The organism is Priestia megaterium NBRC 15308 = ATCC 14581 (genome assembly GCF_000832985.1).
Taxonomy (GTDB): domain Bacteria; phylum Bacillota; class Bacilli; order Bacillales; family Bacillaceae_H; genus Priestia; species Priestia megaterium.
Genome location: NZ_CP009920.1, coordinates 5,164,857 through 5,185,093, shown reverse-complemented (window position 1 = coordinate 5,185,093; position 20,237 = coordinate 5,164,857). Strand labels below are relative to the sequence as shown.

General features: G+C 38.2%; 24 protein-coding genes. 19 read left to right on the top strand and 5 right to left on the bottom strand.

What is annotated here, in order from left to right; translation table 11 throughout:
• Nucleotides 1–38: 38 nt before the first annotated feature.
• Complete coding sequence (locus BG04_RS26635) at nt 39–1,316, bottom strand: polyamine aminopropyltransferase (protein ID WP_034650992.1); 1,278 nt, start codon at nt 1,314–1,316, stop codon at nt 39–41.
• 456 nt (nt 1,317–1,772) lie between these two features.
• Nucleotides 1,773–2,735 carry a magnesium/cobalt transporter CorA gene (corA, locus tag BG04_RS26630; RefSeq protein ID WP_034650996.1) on the bottom strand — a complete coding sequence of 321 codons (963 nt, stop codon included), beginning with the start codon at nt 2,733–2,735 and terminating at the stop codon, nt 1,773–1,775.
• A gap of 130 nt (nt 2,736–2,865) precedes the next feature.
• On the opposite strand from corA, the gene BG04_RS26625 reads away from it, so the two are divergent.
• From BG04_RS26625 to BG04_RS26560, 14 genes are all read left to right on the top strand, one after another.
• On the top strand, nt 2,866–3,741 hold the full coding sequence (locus BG04_RS26625; protein WP_080743169.1) for an STAS domain-containing protein: 876 nt from the start codon (nt 2,866–2,868) through the stop codon (nt 3,739–3,741).
• Nucleotides 3,742–3,961: 220 nt separating this feature from the next.
• Nucleotides 3,962–5,032 carry an FMNH2-dependent alkanesulfonate monooxygenase gene (gene ssuD / locus BG04_RS26620; protein WP_034650998.1) on the top strand — a complete coding sequence of 357 codons (1,071 nt, stop codon included), beginning with the start codon at nt 3,962–3,964 and terminating at the stop codon, nt 5,030–5,032.
• A 121-nt stretch (nt 5,033–5,153) separates the two neighbouring features.
• Nucleotides 5,154–5,927: an alpha/beta hydrolase gene (locus tag BG04_RS26615; RefSeq protein ID WP_034651000.1), complete on the top strand. Its 774-nt coding sequence runs from the start codon at nt 5,154–5,156 to the stop codon at nt 5,925–5,927.
• A gap of 79 nt (nt 5,928–6,006) precedes the next feature.
• Complete coding sequence (locus BG04_RS26610) at nt 6,007–6,207, top strand: DUF6501 family protein (RefSeq protein WP_013057578.1); 201 nt, start codon at nt 6,007–6,009, stop codon at nt 6,205–6,207.
• 278 nt (nt 6,208–6,485) lie between these two features.
• Nucleotides 6,486–6,725 carry a YiaA/YiaB family inner membrane protein gene (locus BG04_RS26605; RefSeq protein WP_013057577.1) on the top strand — a complete coding sequence of 80 codons (240 nt, stop codon included), beginning with the start codon at nt 6,486–6,488 and terminating at the stop codon, nt 6,723–6,725.
• 125 nt (nt 6,726–6,850) lie between these two features.
• Nucleotides 6,851–7,372, top strand: coding sequence for a hypothetical protein (locus BG04_RS26600; protein ID WP_034651004.1), 522 nt, complete (start codon nt 6,851–6,853; stop codon nt 7,370–7,372).
• Nucleotides 7,373–7,481: 109 nt separating this feature from the next.
• Nucleotides 7,482–7,700: a spore germination protein gene (locus BG04_RS26595; RefSeq protein ID WP_013083687.1), complete on the top strand. Its 219-nt coding sequence runs from the start codon at nt 7,482–7,484 to the stop codon at nt 7,698–7,700.
• Between the two features lie 395 nt (nt 7,701–8,095).
• On the top strand, nt 8,096–8,437 hold the full coding sequence (locus BG04_RS26590) for a DUF1033 family protein (RefSeq protein ID WP_013083686.1): 342 nt from the start codon (nt 8,096–8,098) through the stop codon (nt 8,435–8,437).
• 97 nt (nt 8,438–8,534) lie between these two features.
• Nucleotides 8,535–9,065 carry an RNA polymerase sigma factor SigY gene (sigY, locus tag BG04_RS26585; protein ID WP_013057572.1) on the top strand — a complete coding sequence of 177 codons (531 nt, stop codon included), beginning with the start codon at nt 8,535–8,537 and terminating at the stop codon, nt 9,063–9,065.
• Entirely contained in the window at nt 9,062–9,382 is a 321-nt protein-coding gene (locus BG04_RS26580; protein ID WP_016764613.1) for a YxlC family protein, read from the top strand. Before sigY ends, BG04_RS26580 begins: the two co-directional genes overlap by 4 nt.
• Nucleotides 9,382–9,582, top strand: coding sequence for a hypothetical protein (locus BG04_RS26575; protein WP_013057570.1), 201 nt, complete (start codon nt 9,382–9,384; stop codon nt 9,580–9,582). Before BG04_RS26580 ends, BG04_RS26575 begins: the two co-directional genes overlap by 1 nt.
• Nucleotides 9,583–9,774, top strand: a complete 192-nt coding sequence (locus tag BG04_RS26570) for a PLD nuclease N-terminal domain-containing protein (protein WP_013057569.1) — start codon at nt 9,583–9,585, stop codon at nt 9,772–9,774.
• 12 nt (nt 9,775–9,786) lie between these two features.
• Nucleotides 9,787–10,677 (top strand): ABC transporter ATP-binding protein, encoded by an 891-nt coding sequence (locus BG04_RS26565; protein ID WP_034651012.1) that lies wholly within the window; start codon nt 9,787–9,789, stop codon nt 10,675–10,677.
• Entirely contained in the window at nt 10,674–11,450 is a 777-nt protein-coding gene (locus tag BG04_RS26560) for an ABC transporter permease (RefSeq protein ID WP_034651014.1), read from the top strand. The genes BG04_RS26565 and BG04_RS26560 overlap by 4 nt, the downstream gene beginning before the upstream one ends.
• 27 nt (nt 11,451–11,477) lie before the next feature.
• On the opposite strand, the gene BG04_RS26555 is transcribed toward BG04_RS26560, so the two are convergent.
• Nucleotides 11,478–12,281, bottom strand: a complete 804-nt coding sequence (locus BG04_RS26555; protein WP_016764609.1) for a lipid II flippase Amj family protein — start codon at nt 12,279–12,281, stop codon at nt 11,478–11,480.
• Nucleotides 12,282–12,389: 108 nt separating this feature from the next.
• Nucleotides 12,390–12,536 carry a YuzK family famiily protein gene (locus BG04_RS30675; RefSeq protein WP_014459567.1) on the bottom strand — a complete coding sequence of 49 codons (147 nt, stop codon included), beginning with the start codon at nt 12,534–12,536 and terminating at the stop codon, nt 12,390–12,392.
• A 252-nt stretch (nt 12,537–12,788) separates the two neighbouring features.
• Between BG04_RS30675 and BG04_RS26550 the strand changes: the two genes are divergently transcribed.
• Both BG04_RS26550 and BG04_RS26545 read left to right on the top strand, forming a co-directional pair.
• Nucleotides 12,789–13,436 carry a VC0807 family protein gene (locus BG04_RS26550; RefSeq protein WP_013057564.1) on the top strand — a complete coding sequence of 216 codons (648 nt, stop codon included), beginning with the start codon at nt 12,789–12,791 and terminating at the stop codon, nt 13,434–13,436.
• Nucleotides 13,437–13,569: 133 nt separating this feature from the next.
• The gene (locus BG04_RS26545) at nt 13,570–13,842 is read left to right on the top strand and encodes a hypothetical protein (RefSeq protein ID WP_016764608.1); all 273 of its coding nucleotides are present in this window, start codon (nt 13,570–13,572) and stop codon (nt 13,840–13,842) included.
• 57 nt (nt 13,843–13,899) lie between these two features.
• Here BG04_RS26545 and BG04_RS26540 read toward each other — a convergent pair whose 3' ends face one another.
• Nucleotides 13,900–15,600 carry an L-lactate permease gene (locus BG04_RS26540; RefSeq protein WP_034651016.1) on the bottom strand — a complete coding sequence of 567 codons (1,701 nt, stop codon included), beginning with the start codon at nt 15,598–15,600 and terminating at the stop codon, nt 13,900–13,902.
• A 381-nt stretch (nt 15,601–15,981) separates the two neighbouring features.
• Here BG04_RS26540 and BG04_RS26535 point away from each other — a divergent pair, with 381 nt between their 5' ends.
• Genes BG04_RS26535 through BG04_RS26525 form a run of 3 tightly spaced genes read left to right on the top strand, consistent with a single transcriptional unit; the run spans nt 15,982 to nt 20,104 of the window.
• Nucleotides 15,982–17,307, top strand: a complete 1,326-nt coding sequence (locus BG04_RS26535; protein ID WP_034651019.1) for an FAD-binding oxidoreductase — start codon at nt 15,982–15,984, stop codon at nt 17,305–17,307.
• Entirely contained in the window at nt 17,308–18,669 is a 1,362-nt protein-coding gene (locus tag BG04_RS26530; RefSeq protein ID WP_034655088.1) for a (Fe-S)-binding protein, read from the top strand. It begins immediately after the preceding gene.
• Nucleotides 18,653–20,104 (top strand): FAD-linked oxidase C-terminal domain-containing protein, encoded by a 1,452-nt coding sequence (locus BG04_RS26525; protein ID WP_016764604.1) that lies wholly within the window; start codon nt 18,653–18,655, stop codon nt 20,102–20,104. The genes BG04_RS26530 and BG04_RS26525 overlap by 17 nt, the downstream gene beginning before the upstream one ends.
• Nucleotides 20,105–20,237 lie beyond the last annotated feature (133 nt).

The following is a 20,237-nucleotide window of genomic DNA, read 5'->3' as shown; positions in this document are numbered from 1 at the left end:
TCAAAAGAAAAGGAATGTATAAGCCAAGCTTTCCTTTTTTACAAATATAAGCCTTCTTTTTTAAATATTTTATGCAGAACCAAGTGCTCAGCAGAGTTCACAACTGCAAACTGTTTTTTGGAAAGAGAATGGGGAGAAAAACGCATTAACTTAGTAAAGTCTGACGGCAGCGTAGTAGATGAAACATCAGTAGAGAGTATAGGGGCAGACAAAGGTGTTTTCGAGCCGATGTGAAAACCCCAATCTCCAAAAGAAGGAATAATGGTGTGGTAGCTCAACGTATAAAACTGAGAAGCTTTCATCGTCTTATTAATGCTCCAAAAAACGATAGGTGTGTCTCTAGGAGAATTTGACTGACATACGACCAAGCCGCTGCGCGATAGTGAACGATGGAGAAGTGCGTAAAATTCTTTTGTATAAAGAGCACTTATTTTTTTGTTAGTAGGATCAGGAAAGTCAATAATGATGATGTCATAACACGCTGAATTCAAAGAGAGGTAGTCAACAGCATCTTGAATATGAACGGTGACACGAGAATCTTCAAATGAGCGTTGATTTAACTTCTTTAATTCTTCTACATTCATCGCAGCATTTACAACGTCAGCATCTATTTCCACAAGGTCTATTTCTTTAACTTCTTTATATTTAAGGACTTCTCGTAAAGCTAAACCATCTCCACCGCCTAGAATAAGAATGCGGTGAGGACGTAAGGAAGCTGCAAAGATAGGGTGTACAAGAGCTTCATGGTACGCATGTTCATCCAATGAACTAAATTGCAGCTGTTCATCCAAATACATTCGAATATCCGATGCTTTAATCAGCTGAATATCTTGAATACGGTTTTTTTGATGAAACAAAATGTCATGCTGGCCTGATAAGAGTTGCTTTAGACTAACGTGATCTGAGTCATCTCCACGATTGAGAAGACGAGTGTTTTCAGCATGCTGACGATTTTTTGTTGGAGTTTCGGCGTATTGAATTCCGCGAGAAATCGAATACACAACAGCTTTTTTTGAAGCTAATTGCTTCAGCAACGCATAACCAATTTCAATTATTTTTTTGTCTCCGCACGTATAAAAATCTAATGAAGCGTAGTTTTCCTCCGGCCACGTATGAATAGACAAGTGAGAGGTAGCTAATACGAGAATGCCTGTAATGCCTTGGGGCGTAAACTGGTGAAAATAACAGTGCAAAACTTCCATCTCTGCATCTAGTGCAGCTTCAACAAGAATTCTCCTTAAGAGTGAGGGGTCGTTTAATATCCCTTCATCGCATTCGAACGCATCCATTAGCAAGTGTTTGCCTTTAATATCCACTACTTCAGCCTCCTTTTTGAGCATTATTTTCACTATCTTATGAAACTTTTTCAAAAAAGAAACGTAAGCACGTTATTTTATGAATATTTTCGGGAAATAACTAGTTACCTTCCCATAGAAAAGAAGCTGGGACAGACGTATTTTCGGTGAAGGAAGATCCGAACGATCAATCGAGATTCTTAACGGAGAATTCAACTCGTTCGGATTTTTTCATTGTGATGGTGAACGTAGATTTACCGTATGTAATAGCTGTTAATTGGAGGGCAAGGCAAAGACTCCTGCGGGAAAAGCGGAACAGGTGAGACCCCGCAGGAGTCTAAGCGAAGAGGAGGCTCATTGGCCGCCCCCTGAAAGCGAAGTCTTGTGCGGAAATTGACAGCACTAGCTTACTTATCCAATTTGTTCGTCTTTACATTCGTCTTTACATTGGATTGATTTCGTTATGTCTCAATCTTTCTACTCTTTATCAGTATTAAACCAGCCTTTTCGCTTGAACCATAAAATTAACCCCAGCGTTATCAGTCCCATGAAGCCAAGCACAAAGAAATAGCCATAGTGCCACTTTAGCTCAGGCATATTTTCAAAATTCATTCCGTATACGCCAACGATAAAGGTAAGGGGAATAAAGATAGATGAAATAACAGTCAGTGTCATCATGATTGAATTCATCCGGTTTGAATTAAGAGAAAGATAATTATCGCGCATATCAGACGTCATTTCCCGATTTGATTCAATCATATCGGCTAATTTTAATAAGTGGTCATAGACATCTTTAAAATACCTTTTTTGTTCCGGATGAACATCTAGGCGTTCAGAATTTATAACACGGTACAATAAGTCGCGCATGGGCAAAATGGTTCTTCTGATTTTTAGCAAATCACTTCGAAGTTTGAATACATCTTCCATTAAAACAGAGATGGATTTTTTTGCATCTATGTTTTCTATATCATTCAGCTCATCTTCAATCTGATATACAGTGGGGAAATATTCATCTACCACTTTATCCATCACAGAATACGCAAGATAGCTTATCCCTTTTTCTTGAATCGAAGGTGTATGAAGCAGCTTTTCCCATACTTTATCAATTGCAGCTGACGGGTGAAAATGAAAAGTAACCATATAATTTCCGCCGATAAAAAGGTCAACTTCTTCAGCTTCTAACGTTTGACGATTTAATGAATGAAGGACAAAAAAACTGTATCCTTCATAATAATCGAGTTTTGGGCGCTGCAGAAAATGAAAGCAATCTTCAATCGCTAACGGATGAAAGTGAAAGGATGATTGAAGCAGCAGCGCTTCTTCTTCAGAAGGGCAGTTAAAGTCAATCCAATAGTACTGAATAGAGGGATCGTGAATCTGACCTAATTGTATATGCTTCACAAGTATGTCATCGTTCGTAAGAGCTAACGTTCGTATCATTTGAAAACTCCTTTGTGTTTTTATAACTATTTTCAATGTAGCATAAAATCATAAACTACACGTATTTAAAAGAATAATTTTCTTTCTTCTCTTTTTATAAAACTAGTAAGGGTGAAAAAGTTGAATTATAATGATAGCAGTAGCTGGTATGGAAAGGGGAATCGTTTTGAATAAAAATGAAGCACTTCGAATGTTTTTTTTAAAACATGCGGATCAACTGACGGAAGAATGGTATGAAAGCATTGAAGACAATGACCCAGAATCAGTTTATGCATCTACTCATCCGGAAGTCATTTCAGTATTAAAAGATCAAAATAATGAATTCCATTTATACATAGCCGATGTATTTATAAAAAGTGAAAAAGAATTTTTTGATTCATTTGAAACGTGGATTTTAAAGATTGCGGAAGACGGAGAGCATGTAAGAACGCCTATTCATTATATTATTCGAGAATTTTTCCGAGTTAGAAAACAGTATTTAACGTATTTAAATCAATTTGTAGAAGAGTACGAGCAAGATATTACGCAAGAAGAACTAGACGAATGGAACGAATTGATTGTACGCGTGTTTGATATCACCGTTTATAAATTTGTAGAAGAGCACCATCAGCATGCAAAGAGGTTACTTGAAGCACACAAAGAGCTGATCAATGAGCTGAGCTCGCCAGTTATTCCATTAAGCGATCATATTGCGATTCTTCCGCTTGTTGGGGATATCGACACAGCAAGAGCGCGCCGAATTTTAGAAAATACGTTAACTCGCTGCGCTGAACAGCAAGTGAATCACCTTTATATTGATATTTCAGGAGTAGTTATTGTTGATACGATGGTTGCTCATCAGATTTTCCAGCTGATTGATGCATTAAAATTAATAGGTGTAGAATCAACTATTTCTGGGGTACGTCCTGAAATCGCGATTACCGCTTCTCATTTAGGTTTATCGTTTGAAAATATATCAACAAAATCAACCCTTGCTAACGCGATGGCTTCACGTATGAGGAAATAAAGCAAACAAGAATTACTTTTAATTCTTGTTTTTTTTATTCCAATTCATACTTGACATATAGGTTAAAGAGGTATTATGATTTTACTAATTTAATAAATAAAAAGAGTCGTATTACATACGCTACTATAAAAATGCATCTCTATAATTAGCGGACAAGAATTAAACAAACAATATGAAAACGCTTTATATAGAATACGAGAATATTTAGGAGGAAATAGAAATGAACATCTTATGGTTTTTCCCTACAGCAGGCGACGGACATTATCTAGGCACAACCGAAGGAAGCAGAACAAGCGACATTCACTACTTAAAGCAAATCGCACATGGACTGGATTATCTAGGATATGACGGCGCTTTGTTGCCCACTGGTTCAAATTGTGAAGATTCATGGGTGATTGCATCGGCACTTGCTTCCGTTACGAATCGACTGAAGTTTTTAATTGCACTTCGCCCGGGTGTAATGTCTCCAACACTTTCAGCACGGATGGCTTCGACATTTGATCAAATGTCAAACGGCCGACTTATGTTAAATATTGTGACGGGAGGTGATCCCGTGGAGCAAGCAACGTACGGTAACTATTTAAGCCACGATAAACGCTATGAGTTAACAGATGAATTTTTAACGATTTGGCGAGATGTAATGGAAGGAAAAAAAGTGGATTATAAAGGAGAGTATGTTGATGTAACAGGCGCGTACATTCCATCGCCTCCTATCCAAAAACCGTATCCTCCGCTGTACTTTGGCGGGTCTTCTCCAGCAGGAAAAGAAGTAGGAGCAAAGCATGCAGATGTATATTTGTTATGGGGAGAACCGCCTGCGGTGATTAAAACAAAAATTGATGATATGAAAGAAAAAGCTGCAAACGAAGGCAGGGACATTCGCTTTGGTATTCGCCTGCACGTTATTGTAAGAGAATCGGAAGACGAAGCGTGGGAATCTGCAGATAAATTAATTAAACATGTTAATGATGATACGATCAAAGCGTTTCAAGATAAGTTTGCCTCATTTGACTCCACTGCCCAAAAAACACAGTCAAGTTTGCACAGCGGCACAAAAGATAGAGGTGCACTGGAGATTGCTCCGAATCTATGGGCGGGAATTGGCTTAGCACGAGAAGGTGCTGGCACTGCTCTTGTTGGAAGTCCTGAAATTGTAGCGGATCGGTTAAAAGAGTACAAAGAGCTAGGAATTGATACATTTATTTTATCAGGCTACCCGCATCTAGAAGAAGCATATACGTTTGCTGAGCTAGTATTTCCACATATCCAAAAAGAACGAAGCAAGAGATAATTCTTGCTTCGTTCTTTTTAAATCGTAAAAAAACAAATACCCCAGTTGACTTATAGGAATTATAGGTGTATTATAAAGATAGTTCATTTAGTCAGAAAATTTGTGATAAAGGGTGAAGAAAATGGAACGTTATGACGTAATTCAAGGCGCAGAATCTTTTTATTATAAAGGCAACGACATTGGTATACTTGTTTCTCATGGATTTATGGGGACTCCTCAAAGTATGGAATATATCGGAAAAGAATTAGCTGAAAAAGGTTTTACTGTGTACGGTTTACGACTAACGGGACATGGTACTCACTACTATGATATTGAACAAACAACGTACCAGGAATGGAAGCAAGACTTTTTAACTGGGTATCAGCGTTTGAAGCAAGAATGCCGTCATGTATTTATCTTGGGTCAGTCCATGGGAGGCACTCTTACCTTTCATACAGCAAGCCAAGGATTAGACCTTGACGGAGTTATTGCAATCAATCCGGCTATGACGTCCATTCCTTCAATGGAGCCTTATCGCTCTCGTCATACGCCTCGTTATTTAAAAGAAGAGCATCCTGATATTAAAGATCCAAACGTACATGAAATTACGTACGATAAAGTACCCGTGCGCTCTATGCGTGAGCTGCTTTCTTTAATGGACGAAACAAAAGAACGCTTATCTTATGTAACGTGCCCTGCTTTAGTACTAACATCAACAGTTGATAACGTAGTACCGCCTGAGAATTCAGCTTATATCTTAAGCCATATTCAATCAGCAGAAAAAAGACAGCACATGCTTCGAAACTCTTACCATGTTGCGTCGATGGATTTTGATAAAGACACAATTGTTGCACAAACGGCACAGTTTGTACAAGCAACAGTTGCCAAAAAAAAAGTGCATGAGCGAATTTTTTAATTTTTAAATTCGCTCCGTTTCTTTTTTACTTCAAGTAAGATAAAATGAATCTTGAATGAAAACAAAGGAGTGTACATACATGATTCATTTAGAATGGAACGATCGTCCAACAATTAAACAAGTAAAATGCATACATACAGATGCAAAAAAATTCGTGGTTGAAAATGTCTTAACAGCAGGAAAAACATATGATGTGAAAAACGAAACAGAAGAGTTTTATTTTGTTGTTGATAACACTGGCCAAGTCGGCGGCTTTTATAAAGAATACTTTGAAGGCTAAACAAAAAATCATCGTCTCGGCGATGATTTTTTTATTACAATAATTACTTGGAGCTTTTCTTAATGAAAACGAATGAACATACTTTTAAAGAAAAATTCCATATATCTAATCATTTCGAAAAAAAGCTTTATGATAAAAACAGGATGTAAGACCCAAATTCTTCCGTTTCTTGTTCTGATTAAAAGGGTAACTGACTATAAATACCCATGACAACAATTATTTTACAATGTAAAATGAAAGCGACGCTTAACAGAAAAAGGAAAAGAGGAGGTCATACGATGAAAAAGCGTAATACAGCAGCTTTTACATTTTTAGCATGGACAGCTTTTATTACAGCACTATTAGCTATGTTTATAGGAATTTATACCTTAGATGCATCATTACCGGTAAAAGGTTATTATGCCGTTGGAACTTTATACTTAACAATGTCTGCTTTTGTGCTCCAAAAAACCATTCGTGATAACGAAGAAGATACGGCACACGAACGCAAATATGACAAAGCAGAAGAAGAATTGTAGAGCTAAAAAAGAGCATTTTTTTAGCTCCTTGAAAAACATCCCCATTTTTGGGAGATGTTTTTTTATATAAAAAAACAGGGAACATGTCACTCCGTGTCGTATTAATAAAGAAGGAGGCGATTGAATTGACACAACTAATGATTAATAACGTAAATTTTCACGTTGATATGTTTGAAGAAAAAATGATTACTGATGCGAATACAGGTGAAGAGTTGAAAAGGCTAAACTTTTCTTTTTCGGTTGTAGGCAAAGCAGCTTATGATAAATATGATGCATTTTTTGAGGATTCGTATTTTGAAGTAACAAATATGGAGACAAAAGAAACGCTAACACTAAAAAACATTTCGCATAGCACATTTTATCAGTCACCTGAAATTACAGATCATACGAATATTGTTTTCAGGGTGAAGCTGCAGCAAGAACCTGTTAAAGCAAAAGAACAAGTGAAAAATGAACAGCCAACAGAGAGCACCGTAAACGAAATGCTTTTATCTAGAATAAAGTTTAAGGCTCTTGTCGAAATACTTGAAGAAAAAGGACTTCTAACAGAGAAGGAATTGTATACTAAAATTGAAGAAGTAGCAGAACGAGATTTTGATATTCTGCGAGATGAATTAAGTCATTCTAAAAAAGAGGTAAAAGCGTAAAAATACCCCACTCTGCAGGGGGATTTTTTATTTATATCCATTAATGTATAACCCTTTTGATAAATCGTTCATATATTACATCATGATGAAAATAAAAAGGGTGAGGATAATGCCGATTGTTATTAATCATGTAGTGATTCCAAACGTTACAGGAGGAGTCGTTACGTTTGGCGATACGTACTATGTTTCTCCAAAAAGTAACAGTAAAACTGCACAAGGTTCAGGGTCTTCAAATACAGGAATTTGTGTAAATACAAATTCAGGACTTTCTAATACAAATACGCTCGATCCCGATGGTTCTGATCAAAACGGATTCGGAAACGGATAAAGAAAGAGATATTTTACTCTTCTTTCTATACGCCTTTTCAGTATTCGTTCTATCCGTATTTTATGCCTTCGTTTGCACGTCCAATTGGATTTGTCGTTTCACCTGATGGAGCGATGGACAACTGGCGGGGCAAAAAACCATCTTGGTGGGGGAAATCACGCCTTCAGCAGGCGTTTTTCCTCCCATTACCCAGTATTATACGGGCAGTTTAGTTCCTTATAGTTTAAGGAGCTATTATTAATATAAAAGAGAAGTTCAGATTAAGCCACATTGTTAGCGTCTATTTCCTGAAAATAGGCGTTTTTTCCGTTTTACTTGATTCAAAGTTATTTTTGCTGAATAATAAGGAAAAGAGAAATTTTAGAAGTAAGCTGTAAGTAAGGAGATGTTCTATCATGACAGATAAATGGAGAGTTCATAAAATAAAAAGCGATTGTGAACCTTGGCTATTTTTAGAAGGCTGGGAAAAAGATATTATTGAAACTATTGAATTTGAAAAAAAAGAAGAAGCGCTTCGCTACTATGCGATGATGATTTATGAATTTCATCAAAAATATGCAAGCGTGCGTAGCGATGAACTAGCGCTTTTTAGCTTTTGGAACGAAGGCGAAAAGGAATTTTGTGAAGCCTGTGATGATGACCTTCAAATCTTCCACGGTGTTTTATTCGCTAAAAACGACGAAGTCTATCCCTTAGAAGAAGATGAAGAAGGATTAAAAATACTTCGTACTAAATAAAAACGTCCAGCTGGGCGTTTTTTTTATATAAAAAATGAACGATTTCAATCGCTAAAGCGTCATATAGGTGATGAAACAAAAAGGAGGGGTGACCGCTTTGGAACAAGATGATTTCATCCTTGTCCAAAAAGCATTACAAGGTGATGATGATGCCTTTTCATTATTATTTCAGCGCTATCATTCATTTTTATATAAATACCTTTTAAAGCTGACATTAGATGAGGACTTATGCAGTGAATTGTGTCAGGAAGCAATGATGAAGTGTTACGTGAATCTTTCTTCATACAAAAATGAAGCAAAGTTTTCGACTTGGATGATATCCATTGCTTCAAGACTGTACATGGATTATTTGCGTAAGCAAAAACGGGAAAAAAGCAGTCTCCAGCGAATAAAGCAGTCTTTATCGCACCAGCTTCAGTGGAAAGCTAAATACAAAGGAGTGGAATGGAGCGAGATGTTTTCCGATTTTAACGAACTCGATTCGCGCTTTCGAATTCCTGTCTTGCTTCGACATTATTACGGATATACATACGATGAGATTGCCCATATGCTGAATATGCGAGCAGGAACCGTCAAATCAAGAGTAAATAAAGGAGTAAACATACTGAGAAAGGAGTGGAAAGAATGAGAGAAGAAAATAACAATCAGTCCTTACATTCTTTAAAAAAAGATTGGGAGCAGCTAGAGAGTTTAGCAAGTCATGAACGTATTTCTCTTCATGCAATTCAAGAACAGCTTCTCATTCAAAAACAAAAGCAGAAAAAAGCTTTCCGGAAAGAGTTATGTTTATTTACATTAACAGCACTTGTTATTTTAACGGTAATGGCAACTGCTATTTTACAAATACCTGCCTTATTTATCGCCATTGAAGTAATTGGGATCATTGTTGCTCCTATTTCTTTTATCGTCTTTCACTATAAACGAAAAAAGGAGATGTTTTTATAATGAATGAAAAATGGATTCTTGTGCTGTTTATTTCACCATTTCTCCTTCTTCAAAGCTTTCTACTTTTTATCAATGCAAAAAAACGCGGCGCTCATCCATGGTTTTGGGGAATATGGGGACTGATTCAAATTCCAATGCCAACGCTGTTTTATTGGTTTTTTATTATTTGGCTGCCAGCACGAAGAAAAAGGGGGATGTAAATGAAGGACATTAACTGGTTGTTAATTGCTCCAATTCTATTCTTACAATTGCTTTTAATGATTCCAGCATTGATAAGCTGCATAAAGCAAGAAGAGACAAACGGGCCAAAATGGTTATGGGGACTCATCATTTTATGTGTAAGTACAGTTGGCCCTGTTTTATATTTTGTTTTAGGACGTAAAAAACAGTGAGGTGGAACTAAGATGTTTATGCAAGTAGAAAGACTGACAAAAGCGTATCGTAATATAACTGTTGTGAATAACCTTTCATTTAATCTCGACAAGGGAAAATGTGCAGCGTTGTTAGGCCCTAATGGTGCAGGTAAGACGACTACTTTGCATATGATTGCAGGTCTTACTGCACCTAATAAAGGGAAAATTTCTTTTGAAGATAAACAGCATCAAGACGTACGATCATTTATTGGCTTTCTGCCACAGCATCCTACGTTTTTTAATTGGATGACGCCTCAGCAGTATTTAACTTTTTTAGGTCTTTTATCTAACATTTCAAAAAATGTGCTTTCCCACCGAATAGATGAAGTACTTGAAACTGTAGGTTTAAAAGGAAAGGAAAAGCAGAAAATTGCTGGCTTTTCTGGAGGAATGAAACAACGTTTGGGCTTGGCGCAAGCCTTGTTACATAAACCTGAACTGCTAATTCTAGATGAACCGGTTTCGGCTTTAGATCCTGAAGGCAGAAAAGATGTCCTAATGATTATCGAAACATTAAAAAAAGATACGACCATCCTTTTTTCAACTCACATTTTGCATGATGCAGAACAAATATGCGATAACATTATTATGATTAAAAACGGACGTATGAAATGGAATGGAACAAAGAGTTCGCTGCGCCAAGAGTTTACGACTCCTGCTTTTACGATTGAAACAGAAGAAAGGCTCCCTGGATCACTTAGCAGTCTGCCAAGTGAACAGGTGCTGTTTCATTCTCCTTATAAAGCCACTGTAGGTGTAAAAGATACATCTCAGCAGCAGCAACTGCTTCAACTGCTTGTTGATCAACAAGCAAACCTTGTTTTATTTGAACGAAAACAGCATTCTCTCGAAGATGTGTATCTAGAGGTGATGAACAAATGAACACATTTGGAGTCTTATTTAAAAAGGAACTGCATGAATTATTTGCGAACGGCAAAGGAATTTGGCTGCCAATCTCTCTAATTTTACTAGGCATCACACAGCCTTTAACGAATTATTATATGCCACAAATCATTAACATGGCAGGGAATTTACCAAAAGGAGCAATTATTCAACTTCCTACGCCCACCGGTCAAGAAGTAATGCAAGGTGTCCTTTCACAATATAGCACAATAGGAACTTTACTGATTGTACTAGCAAGCATGAATATAATTTCAAATGAACGACAAAATCATGCTGCTATACTTGTTATGATGAGACCGGTGAGCGTCATTCAATACATTATGAGTAAATGGGCTGCGCAAATCGTACTGGTCATTGGCTCAACGTTTATAAGCTATATAGCAGCATGGTATTATACAAATCTTTTATTTTCATATGTGGATTGGACTCATATGCTAGTTAGCTTTCTTTTATACAGCCTGTGGCTGATTTTTATCTTGTCCGTTTTAGTGGCAGCTGGAACATTTCTTTTACAAATCGGAGGAATTGCTGGAGTAAGTATTTTGATCATTGCGTTACTTTCATTTTTGAGTACTTTGTTTACGAATCAATTAAAGTGGAGTCCTGCAGCGCTGTCACAATACGCCGCTCGTCTGCTTGAACAATTGCATTGGTCACAAAGTGTCACCTATACCGTAGTTGTTACGTTAATGAGCAGTTTTTTTCTTTTAATCGCTGCTGTTCATAGATACAAAAAAGTGGAATATGTATAAAAAGACTTCTTTAACGAAGTCTTTTTTCTAAGGGATTAATTTGCAAATCCATGCAATATAAAGAGCAGCAGGTACTAAGAGAATTTGGGCACATACTGTCCCGCACAAACGAGAGATGACGAGTGTACCAACCATTTTATTCATAGATTGCTTAGTAGATTCACCTTTCATTACCTTTTCAGTTAAAATGGCTACTTGCGGATCTACAAACACAGCAAGGGTAATCATCGCTAGTCCGTTAATAAGACCAGAAGACATCAAAATTGATTTAGAAAGAGTAGGCTCGAGCGTAGAAGCATAAAGAGTGGAAAGAACACCTACTGTATAAATGGTCGTAGCCATTAAATTTAAAAGAAGCAACCGCTTGGGCACTCCGCCTATTCGCAGCTGAGACAGCATAATCCACCTAGGACGCTTCACGTGTTTTTTTGCTTTTTCCAGCGTATGTATGGAAGTAATGTTTTTCATCATTTTGGGTACAGATCCCGCTACTTCTAAATGTGAAATCATTCGGGAGAAAATTGATACAAAGCTAGGAATTAAAAGAGCACCTGCGATTGTACCAATAGAAGCCGCGAGCAAGATAGTTTGAAGCTGATGAAGCAGAACGGGCAAATCTTCTTTAGACTGAACCGCATCTCCTAATTTACCGGTCAGCGGAGCTTGCACCATATTAGCTGTTCTTGACACAATGACAATAATATTAAAAAGAGATAAAGCCACGACTAGTTTTCCAGTTTTTAAGCCCGCAAGCCTCACAGAGTAGGCTAGTGTTTCAATCATATGAATAATTCCTACAAACACACAAATAATCAGTAATTTTTCCATCATAATAAGCAAGTTCCTTTCTTTGGTATACGCACTTCCTTATTATGTATAAATTTGGTTCATTTGTAAATAAAAAGCCGCTTGCTACCAAAAGTAGCAAGCGGCTTTTTATTATCGATGCTGGTTAATATCACGCAGTATATCTTTGCTAGCCTGATAATCTTTTTCTCGTTCTTTTTCCACCTGTAGACGTTTGTCTAGTTTACGGCTATATTCAGCATACCCCACGCCGTGAGAAAGCTGCATGGCCTTTTCCATTTCTGACGTGTACGTTAGGTGAAGTGCGATAATGAATCAATCCTTTCAGCATTTTTCACTTGTGGCACATGTATTGCTGCTCAAGTGTTTGGATGTTTATGATTCTTAAAGTCTTTCTAGAAATCTTTTTCCCTGTCGCTCTGGATCTAAACATCAAATGATTAAAATTTCATAACATTCCAGGTAAAAGCCTTTTTTTCTTGCGTAGTATCCCATATAATAGCAAGAACAACGTTTTTAAAGGAGTTATATATGAACAATACAAAACGAGTATGGTTTGATTTACTTTTTTATATCGCTATTCCTTACCTAATATGGAACCAAGGAAAAGACATTATTGGTGATTACTATGCCATTTTGCTTTCAACAGCACCAGCATTTGTGTATACCATTTATACATTTATTAAAGATCGCCAGTTTAACGTAACAGGATTGTTTATTGTCATTACGCTGCTGGCACGTACTATTATTGATTTAATTTCAGGGAACGCAGCAACGATGTTAAACAATCAAGTATACTTTATGATTGGACTGGCTGTAGTTGTCCTTTTTACCATTGTGATAAAAAAGCCAATTGGTTTGTACTTTTTTGTAGATACGGCTTACTTAATGGGCTATAAGCGAGAAGACTCTCTAAAACTCTTCCACCAGCCTGATTTATTCAAAATGATGAACTGGCTTACAGTACTGTTCGCAGGTCGCTATGTATTTTTAGCAATTGTAAAATACGTATTGATTCAAAAGTACGGAGTAGAAGGGTACGGGAACATGATTGTATTCCGTCAGGCTGTTACGTGGGCATTCTCCATTTTAATTGCCGTCTACACGTATTTTATCTATAAAAAAATTCAAGATAAAACAGGGATGGATAATCCAATGAATCCAAATGTAAATGAATGAAAAAGAAGCGTGCGTTTAACTAACGTACGCTTCTTTGTTACAAAACAGTGAACAGTGCACGAAACGCTAACATCTCATTTAAAATTAATAGTAAAATAACGCTATTAAGAACGGGATGAAAGTAGGTCAAGAAATGAAACTTTTATTAGCATGTCAAAAGCAACCTTATCGGATTTTAGAAATGATTATGGTGTTTTTTACCTTAATTTTTGTCGTACTGTCGTTCTTCGATTACCGTCAGCTGTTTTTTCTTGTGTTTACACTTGGAATTGTATTTGCTATTCGAGCGTTTGAAATGCAAGAAGGAGAGAAGAAGACTCAAGGAAACGTCTGGCTGCTTTTTGGTGTTGTAATGATTTTGCTAGATATTGTTTTATTTGTTGTATATGCCATTAATCGATCGTAAATGAAGAAAAAAAGCTTCCGCGCAGAGGGATACCTCTAGATACGGAAGCTTTTTTGATTAAGGAATCATCCATGATAATACATTAGATTGTAAAAATGTTAGTACGCAGACAATCAGCAGTAAAAATAAACTGTGTTTCACCGTAAAACGAAGCAAATCGGACTCTTTTCCAGCCAACCCAACCGCAGCACAGGCAACGGCGATGGACTGGGGGGGAATCATTTTCCCGGTTACTCCCCCTGAAGAATTTGCTGCAAGAGCAAGAAGCGGGTCCATTCCAATAGACGTGGCCGTAATTTTTTGTAAGTTGCCGAACAATAGGTTGGCCGATGTATCTGATCCTGTAATAAAAACACCGAGCCAGCCGAGTACAGGAGAGAAAAAGGGAAATAACGCGCCTGTTTTAGCTAGCAGTAGTCCTAAGGTTGTACTCATTCCAGAAGCATTTGTCACGTAAGCAAATGCCACAACGGACATAATGGTAAGCAGCGGCAACGCTAATTCTTTGCACGTCTCGTTAAACGTAATGAACCAGTCTTTCCAAGAGATGTTGACGATAAATTTTGTGACAACAGCAGACAACAGGATAGCTGTGCCGGCAGCGCCTAGTAATTCTAACTTATACACTGCCGCAATCGGTTCTCCATTTCCATTTAAAATTAAATTATTTAACCAAGGTACTTCTGGCATAAACGTTAAATAATGTCCGATGGAATTGATAGCGCTCAAAAAAGCGTTAGCTCCTTCATAATGTCCTGTCAAAGCGGTTTTAATTTGAGGAATTCCCCATATAGAAATAAAGATCGTTAAAATTAAAAAAGGTGACCACGCCTTTGCAATTTGAGCCCCCGTGAATGTAGGTTGATCTTGAGTTTCTCTTGGCTCAGCCGAAGCGGAAGCTACTTCATGTGCTGCTTTTTCAGATTGAAAGCGAAACGTTGTTTTCGGTTTCCAGAATTTTAAGAAAATAGCAAGCGCAAAAAGTGAAACGAGTGCCGATAAAATATCGGGAAGTTCCGGTCCTAAAAAGTTAGAGCTGACAAACTGGGTAAGGGCAAAAGAGATGCCGGATACTAAAATAGCAGGGAGTACTTCTACTGCTTTCTTAAATCCTGCCATTATAAAAACCAAATACAGCGGAATAAATACAGAAATAAAAGGAAGCTGGCGGCCTACCATTTTAGAGATTTCCATTGCCGCTACTCCAGTAGGACCTTCCATAGCCGTGATAGGAATACCGATTGCACCAAAAGCAACAGGTGCTGTGTTTGCTAATAAACATAAGCCAGCAGCATACAGTGGATTAAATCCTAAACCTACCAGCAGAGCTGCTGAAATAGCAACAGGTGCGCCGAAACCAGCGGCCCCTTCAAGAAAAGCCCCAAACGAAAAAGCAATCAACAAAGCTTGAAGTCTGCGATCTTCTGTAATAGATACGACAGAGGTACGAATAATATCAAACTGACCGGTTTTTACGGTTAGTTTGTAAAGAAAAACGGACGTAATGATAATCCATCCAATCGGCAGTATACCGTATACAGCTCCTTGACTAGCCGACATAAAAGCCATGCTAGCCGGCATTTTGTAGGCAAGTATTGCAACGGCAAGTGCGACCAGTAAAGTTGTAACCCCAGCCATATAACCTTTCATTCGTTTAATAGCCAGAGCCCAAAAGAAGTAAAGAATAGGAATCAAAGCGATTAATGAAGACCAAATGACGCTGTTTCCTACAGGAGTGAACTGCTGTGTCCATGTCATAACTAACACCTCATTTTCAAATTAGTGAACTACAAATTTAGTAAAACAAAACAATCAAAACTACGATGATAAGGTCATCTGATGACTTATGTAAAAATGAATTCGCTTACATTATATTCTAATCCTTTTAGGATAGGCAAGTGCCAAAAGAAACTTTTTTCAAAAGAAGGGACATTTTTTTATTGATATGAAGAAAATATTGGTTGAAAATCCCAAGAATAGGTGATTTAATGATTGTAAGCGCTTGAAATATATCTTTTCATCTATTCTACTAATTATCCTTCTTATTAATCTACTACTTTTAGTCGTATTATATGGAGCACTTCTTTCTGTTACTAGTGAAACGTTGTTTGCTATTACAAAACGAGAGGAGTCAATTTATTGAGTACGTTAGAGCTTCCAGGTCATTTAAAATCCATTTTATTTAATTCTTCCACACTTGAAGAACAGCATATGAATCCCTTCCTTGGAAATAACGGATCCCTTCACGTTAAGCCAACTACAGAGCAAGAAATAGCAGCCGTTTTAAAGTATGCAACGGAACACGGAAAAAAAGTCATCATTGAAGGGAACGGTACAAAAAAAGGGTTTGGCGGGCTTATGGAGACAGCTGACCTTTTACTTTCACTGACTGAATACAGCGGAATTGTTGAACATACAGTAGGAGATATGACGGTTACTGTAAAAGCTGGTACACCGTTTGGAGAGCTACAAACGTATTTAAAAACCTATAATCAGCAAGTTTCACTTGACCCAGCTCTAGGAGAATACGCTACAATCGGCGGAGTTGTTGCAGCGAATGAAAGTGGTCCAAAGCGCTTGTCTTATGGATCAGCTCGAGATGCAGTAATCGGTATGAGAGTCGTATATTCAGATGGAACCATTGTTCGTTCAGGGGGAAAAGTCGTCAAGAACGTGGCTGGCTATGATATGAATAAGCTGTTTATTGGTTCAATGGGAACGCTCGGCGTTATATCCGAAATAACGTTAAAGCTGCGTCCGCTGCCCAAGTATCAAAGCATTGTCTTTATTTCTTTTTCAACAGGCAATATCGAAGAAATTCATGCGTTTGTTAGCAAAGTCTTAGATTCCATGATAGAGCCCGTTGCTTTGGAATTATTAAATCCTTCTCTAGCTGAAGATGTAATAGGGCAGCATCTGTTTACACTTGTAATCAGCTTTGAAGATGTGGAAAGCTCCGTTCATTATCAAGAGAATTACATCAAAAGTATTCAGCCGCCTGATACGATTTTAAAAGTGCTGCATGAAAAAGAAGCCGAAGTATTTTGGGGATTTTTTAGTAACATTAGTCCAAATGGTGCATGCTGTTCTTTCGAAGAGGAAATGGAAGCCGCACTAAAAATTGGCGTACCAAATATGAATGTACTCGATGTAATAAACAAAAGTACTGCATTAAAAACGTCCCGTCCAATGCTGATAAAAGCACATGGAGGAGTTGGACATGGTCTTTGTTCGGTCTACATAAAAGGCTCAGAAGATGCCATTCTTTCCGTTATTACTTCATTTACTGAAACTGCTAAAACGTACGGAGGATATGTGATCGTTAACCATTTGCCTTTTATACTCCGCCAAAAAGTAAATGTATGGGGAGAAGAACCTTCTCATTTTCCGTTACTAGCAGGAATTAAAGCAAAGATGGACGCTAAAAACGTGCTTAACTATAAACGATTTATAGGAGGAATCTAAGTGAATTCAGCGAAAGCGGATATCAAAGATGCTCCATGTCAAAGGGTTAGCAATTATTTGTGGAAAGACGCGCCAGACGAAAAAAAATGGGCGGATTGTGTACACTGCGGAATGTGCTTGGAGTCTTGTCCTACTTATGAAATAACGGGGCAAGAACAGCATTCACCAAGAGGACGCGTGCACCTTATCAAATCGGTAGCAGAAGGAAAAATAAGCGTGAATGAGCAGTTTACAGCCCCTGTGTTTGCCTGTTTGGATTGCCGGGCCTGTACAACTGCTTGCCCTGCAAATGTAGACGTTGGCGGACTCATTGAAGAAGCTCGCGGCCAAATTCGTCAGGCAATGCCTTTGACGGGATGGAAAGGCATGATCAGCAAGTTTTTTCTAAAAGAACTTTTTCCTCACTCTCATCGCTTAGAAGCTGCAGGAAGCTTATTGAAGCTGTATCAAAAAAGCGGAATGCAAAAAATGATGCGCACAGCAGGCATGTTAAATATGATGCCGACACATCTAGCAGAAATGGAACATGTAATGCCTAAAATTACCCGTTCTGTTCGAAAAAAATATAAAAAGAAACGCGTTCTAAAAGCAAAAGCCGAAAGAAAAGCAGAAGTTGCTTTTTTAACCGGCTGCATCATGGACGTCATGTTCAGTGATATTAATGAAGCGACTCTTAATGTATTACGAAGAAATGGAAACGACGTCGTTATTCCTCCATCTCAAACGTGCTGTGGTGCTTTGCACGTTCATGCAGGAGACCGAGACATGGGAAGACAGCTTGCAAAAAAAAATATAGAGGCGTTTCAGCATGCGGACACTGTTATTGTAAACGCTGCAGGATGCGGCTGCATGTTGAAAGAGTATCCTGAACTATTTAGAGAAGAAGAGCAAGAGTGGCTTGAAAAAGCCGAAGTCTTTGCTGAAAAAGTCCAGGATATTTCAAAATACCTTCACGATACGGGATATCGAGCCCCGCAGACAAAGCTGCATAAGCGTATTACGTATCACGACGCTTGCCATTTAGCTCATGGTCAAGGAGTTAGAGAAGAACCAAGAGATATTTTGCTTTCTATTCCGGGAGTGGAAATGGTTCATATGGCTAATGCGGACCGATGCTGTGGAAGTGCAGGAATTTATAATTTAACAAATCCTGATATGGCGGGAGCTGTGCTTCAAAGTAAAATGGAACATGTGCCTCATGACGTAGAAATGATTTCAATGGGAAACCCGGGATGCATGCTGCAGATGGCAGTAGGAGTGAAAAAATATGGACGAAGTCAGCAAATTGTTCACACGGTACAGCTTTTGGAGTGGGCCTATCAAAAAGAAGAGGAGGAAGCACATCGTGTTGAAGAAAAATAGAATAAAAGATCTTCACGTAAAAAATCTTTCTCAACTAGTAGATGCTCATTCTATTTTGCATCATAAAGAAGATTTGCTTGCGTACGACTGCGATGGATTTACCATTCATAGACATTTGCCTAAAGCGGTGTTATTTCCTCAAAATACGAAAGAAGTTTCTAGCATTGTTAAATACTGCAATGAACATGATTTGCCTTTTCTCGCAAGAGGAGCAGGGACAGGACTGAGCGGGGGAGCAATTCCTCTTAATAACGAAGTGGTTATTAGTTTAGTGAAAATGAAGCGCCTTCTTAGCGTCGACTATGAAAACAGGCGTGCCGTTGTAGAGCCGGGATTTATTAATCTTAAATTAACCAATTCAATCTCTGAAAAAGGATATTATTATGCACCGGATCCTTCGAGTCAATATTGCTGCACCATTGGTGGAAATGTAGCGGAAAACGCAGGAGGGGCACACTGTCTTAAATACGGGGTAACTACCAACCATATTTTAGGGCTAGAGGTCGTGCTTCCAAATGGAGATGTGATTGAGCTTGGCAAGCAAGGTATTCCAGATGAACCGGGATATGATTTATTAGGGCTTTTAACAGGATCAGAAGGGACGTTAGGAATCGTTACAAAAATTACGGTACGCATTTTGAAAAACCCCGAAGCAAAACAAACGGTTCTTGCCTATTTCGACCGCATAGAAGACGGCAGCCAAGCGGTATCGGACATTATATCAGCCGGCATTGTACCTGCTGCGCTTGAAATGATGGATAAAACCGCCATTGAAGGAGTGGAAGCTGCTGCGTTTCCAGTCGGACACCCTAGAGATATTGAAGCTCTTTTATTAATTGAAGTAGACGGCATTTCAGCCGGTATCGAAGAGCAAATCCTTCGTATTTTAGACGTATGTAAAAAACAAAACGTACGGGAAGTGAAAGTAGCTGAAAGTGAAGAAGAGCGCGCGAGGTGGTGGGCAAATCGTAAAACAGGATTTGGAGCGATGGGAGCTATATCCCCTGACTATCTCGTACAAGACGGCGTTATTCCAAGAAGTAAACTGCCTCAAGTGCTGAAGCGAATTAACAAAATTAGCGAAGAATCTGGCCTTCGCATTGCCAATATTTTTCACGCCGGAGACGGGAACTTGCATCCGCTGGTATTATTTGATGCTAGAAAACCCGGGGAAACTGAAAAAGCACTCGACGCCGGAAGCGCATGTTTGCAAGTATGTGCAGAAGCAGGAGGAACGATTACCGGCGAACACGGCGTGGGCATTGAAAAAAAAGAAGAAATGCGATTTGTTTTCAATGAAGAGGAAATTCAAGCACAAACGAATATACGAGAAGTATTTAATCCTAAAAATCTATTAAATGCAGGAAAGCTGTTTCCAAGTCCGAGCCGCTGCGCTGAAGTCAAAAAAGAAATGAAAAAAATAGAATATTTTTAGAAAATTCTTGAAAATATATTCGCTCGATGATATGATTTTTTTAACAAAAATAAAACACTGTTTCGTAATAAGAAACAGAACCGCATATGTTCGTCTTAACCATTTTTGGCAAAAAGGAATGAAAGCGCGTCCA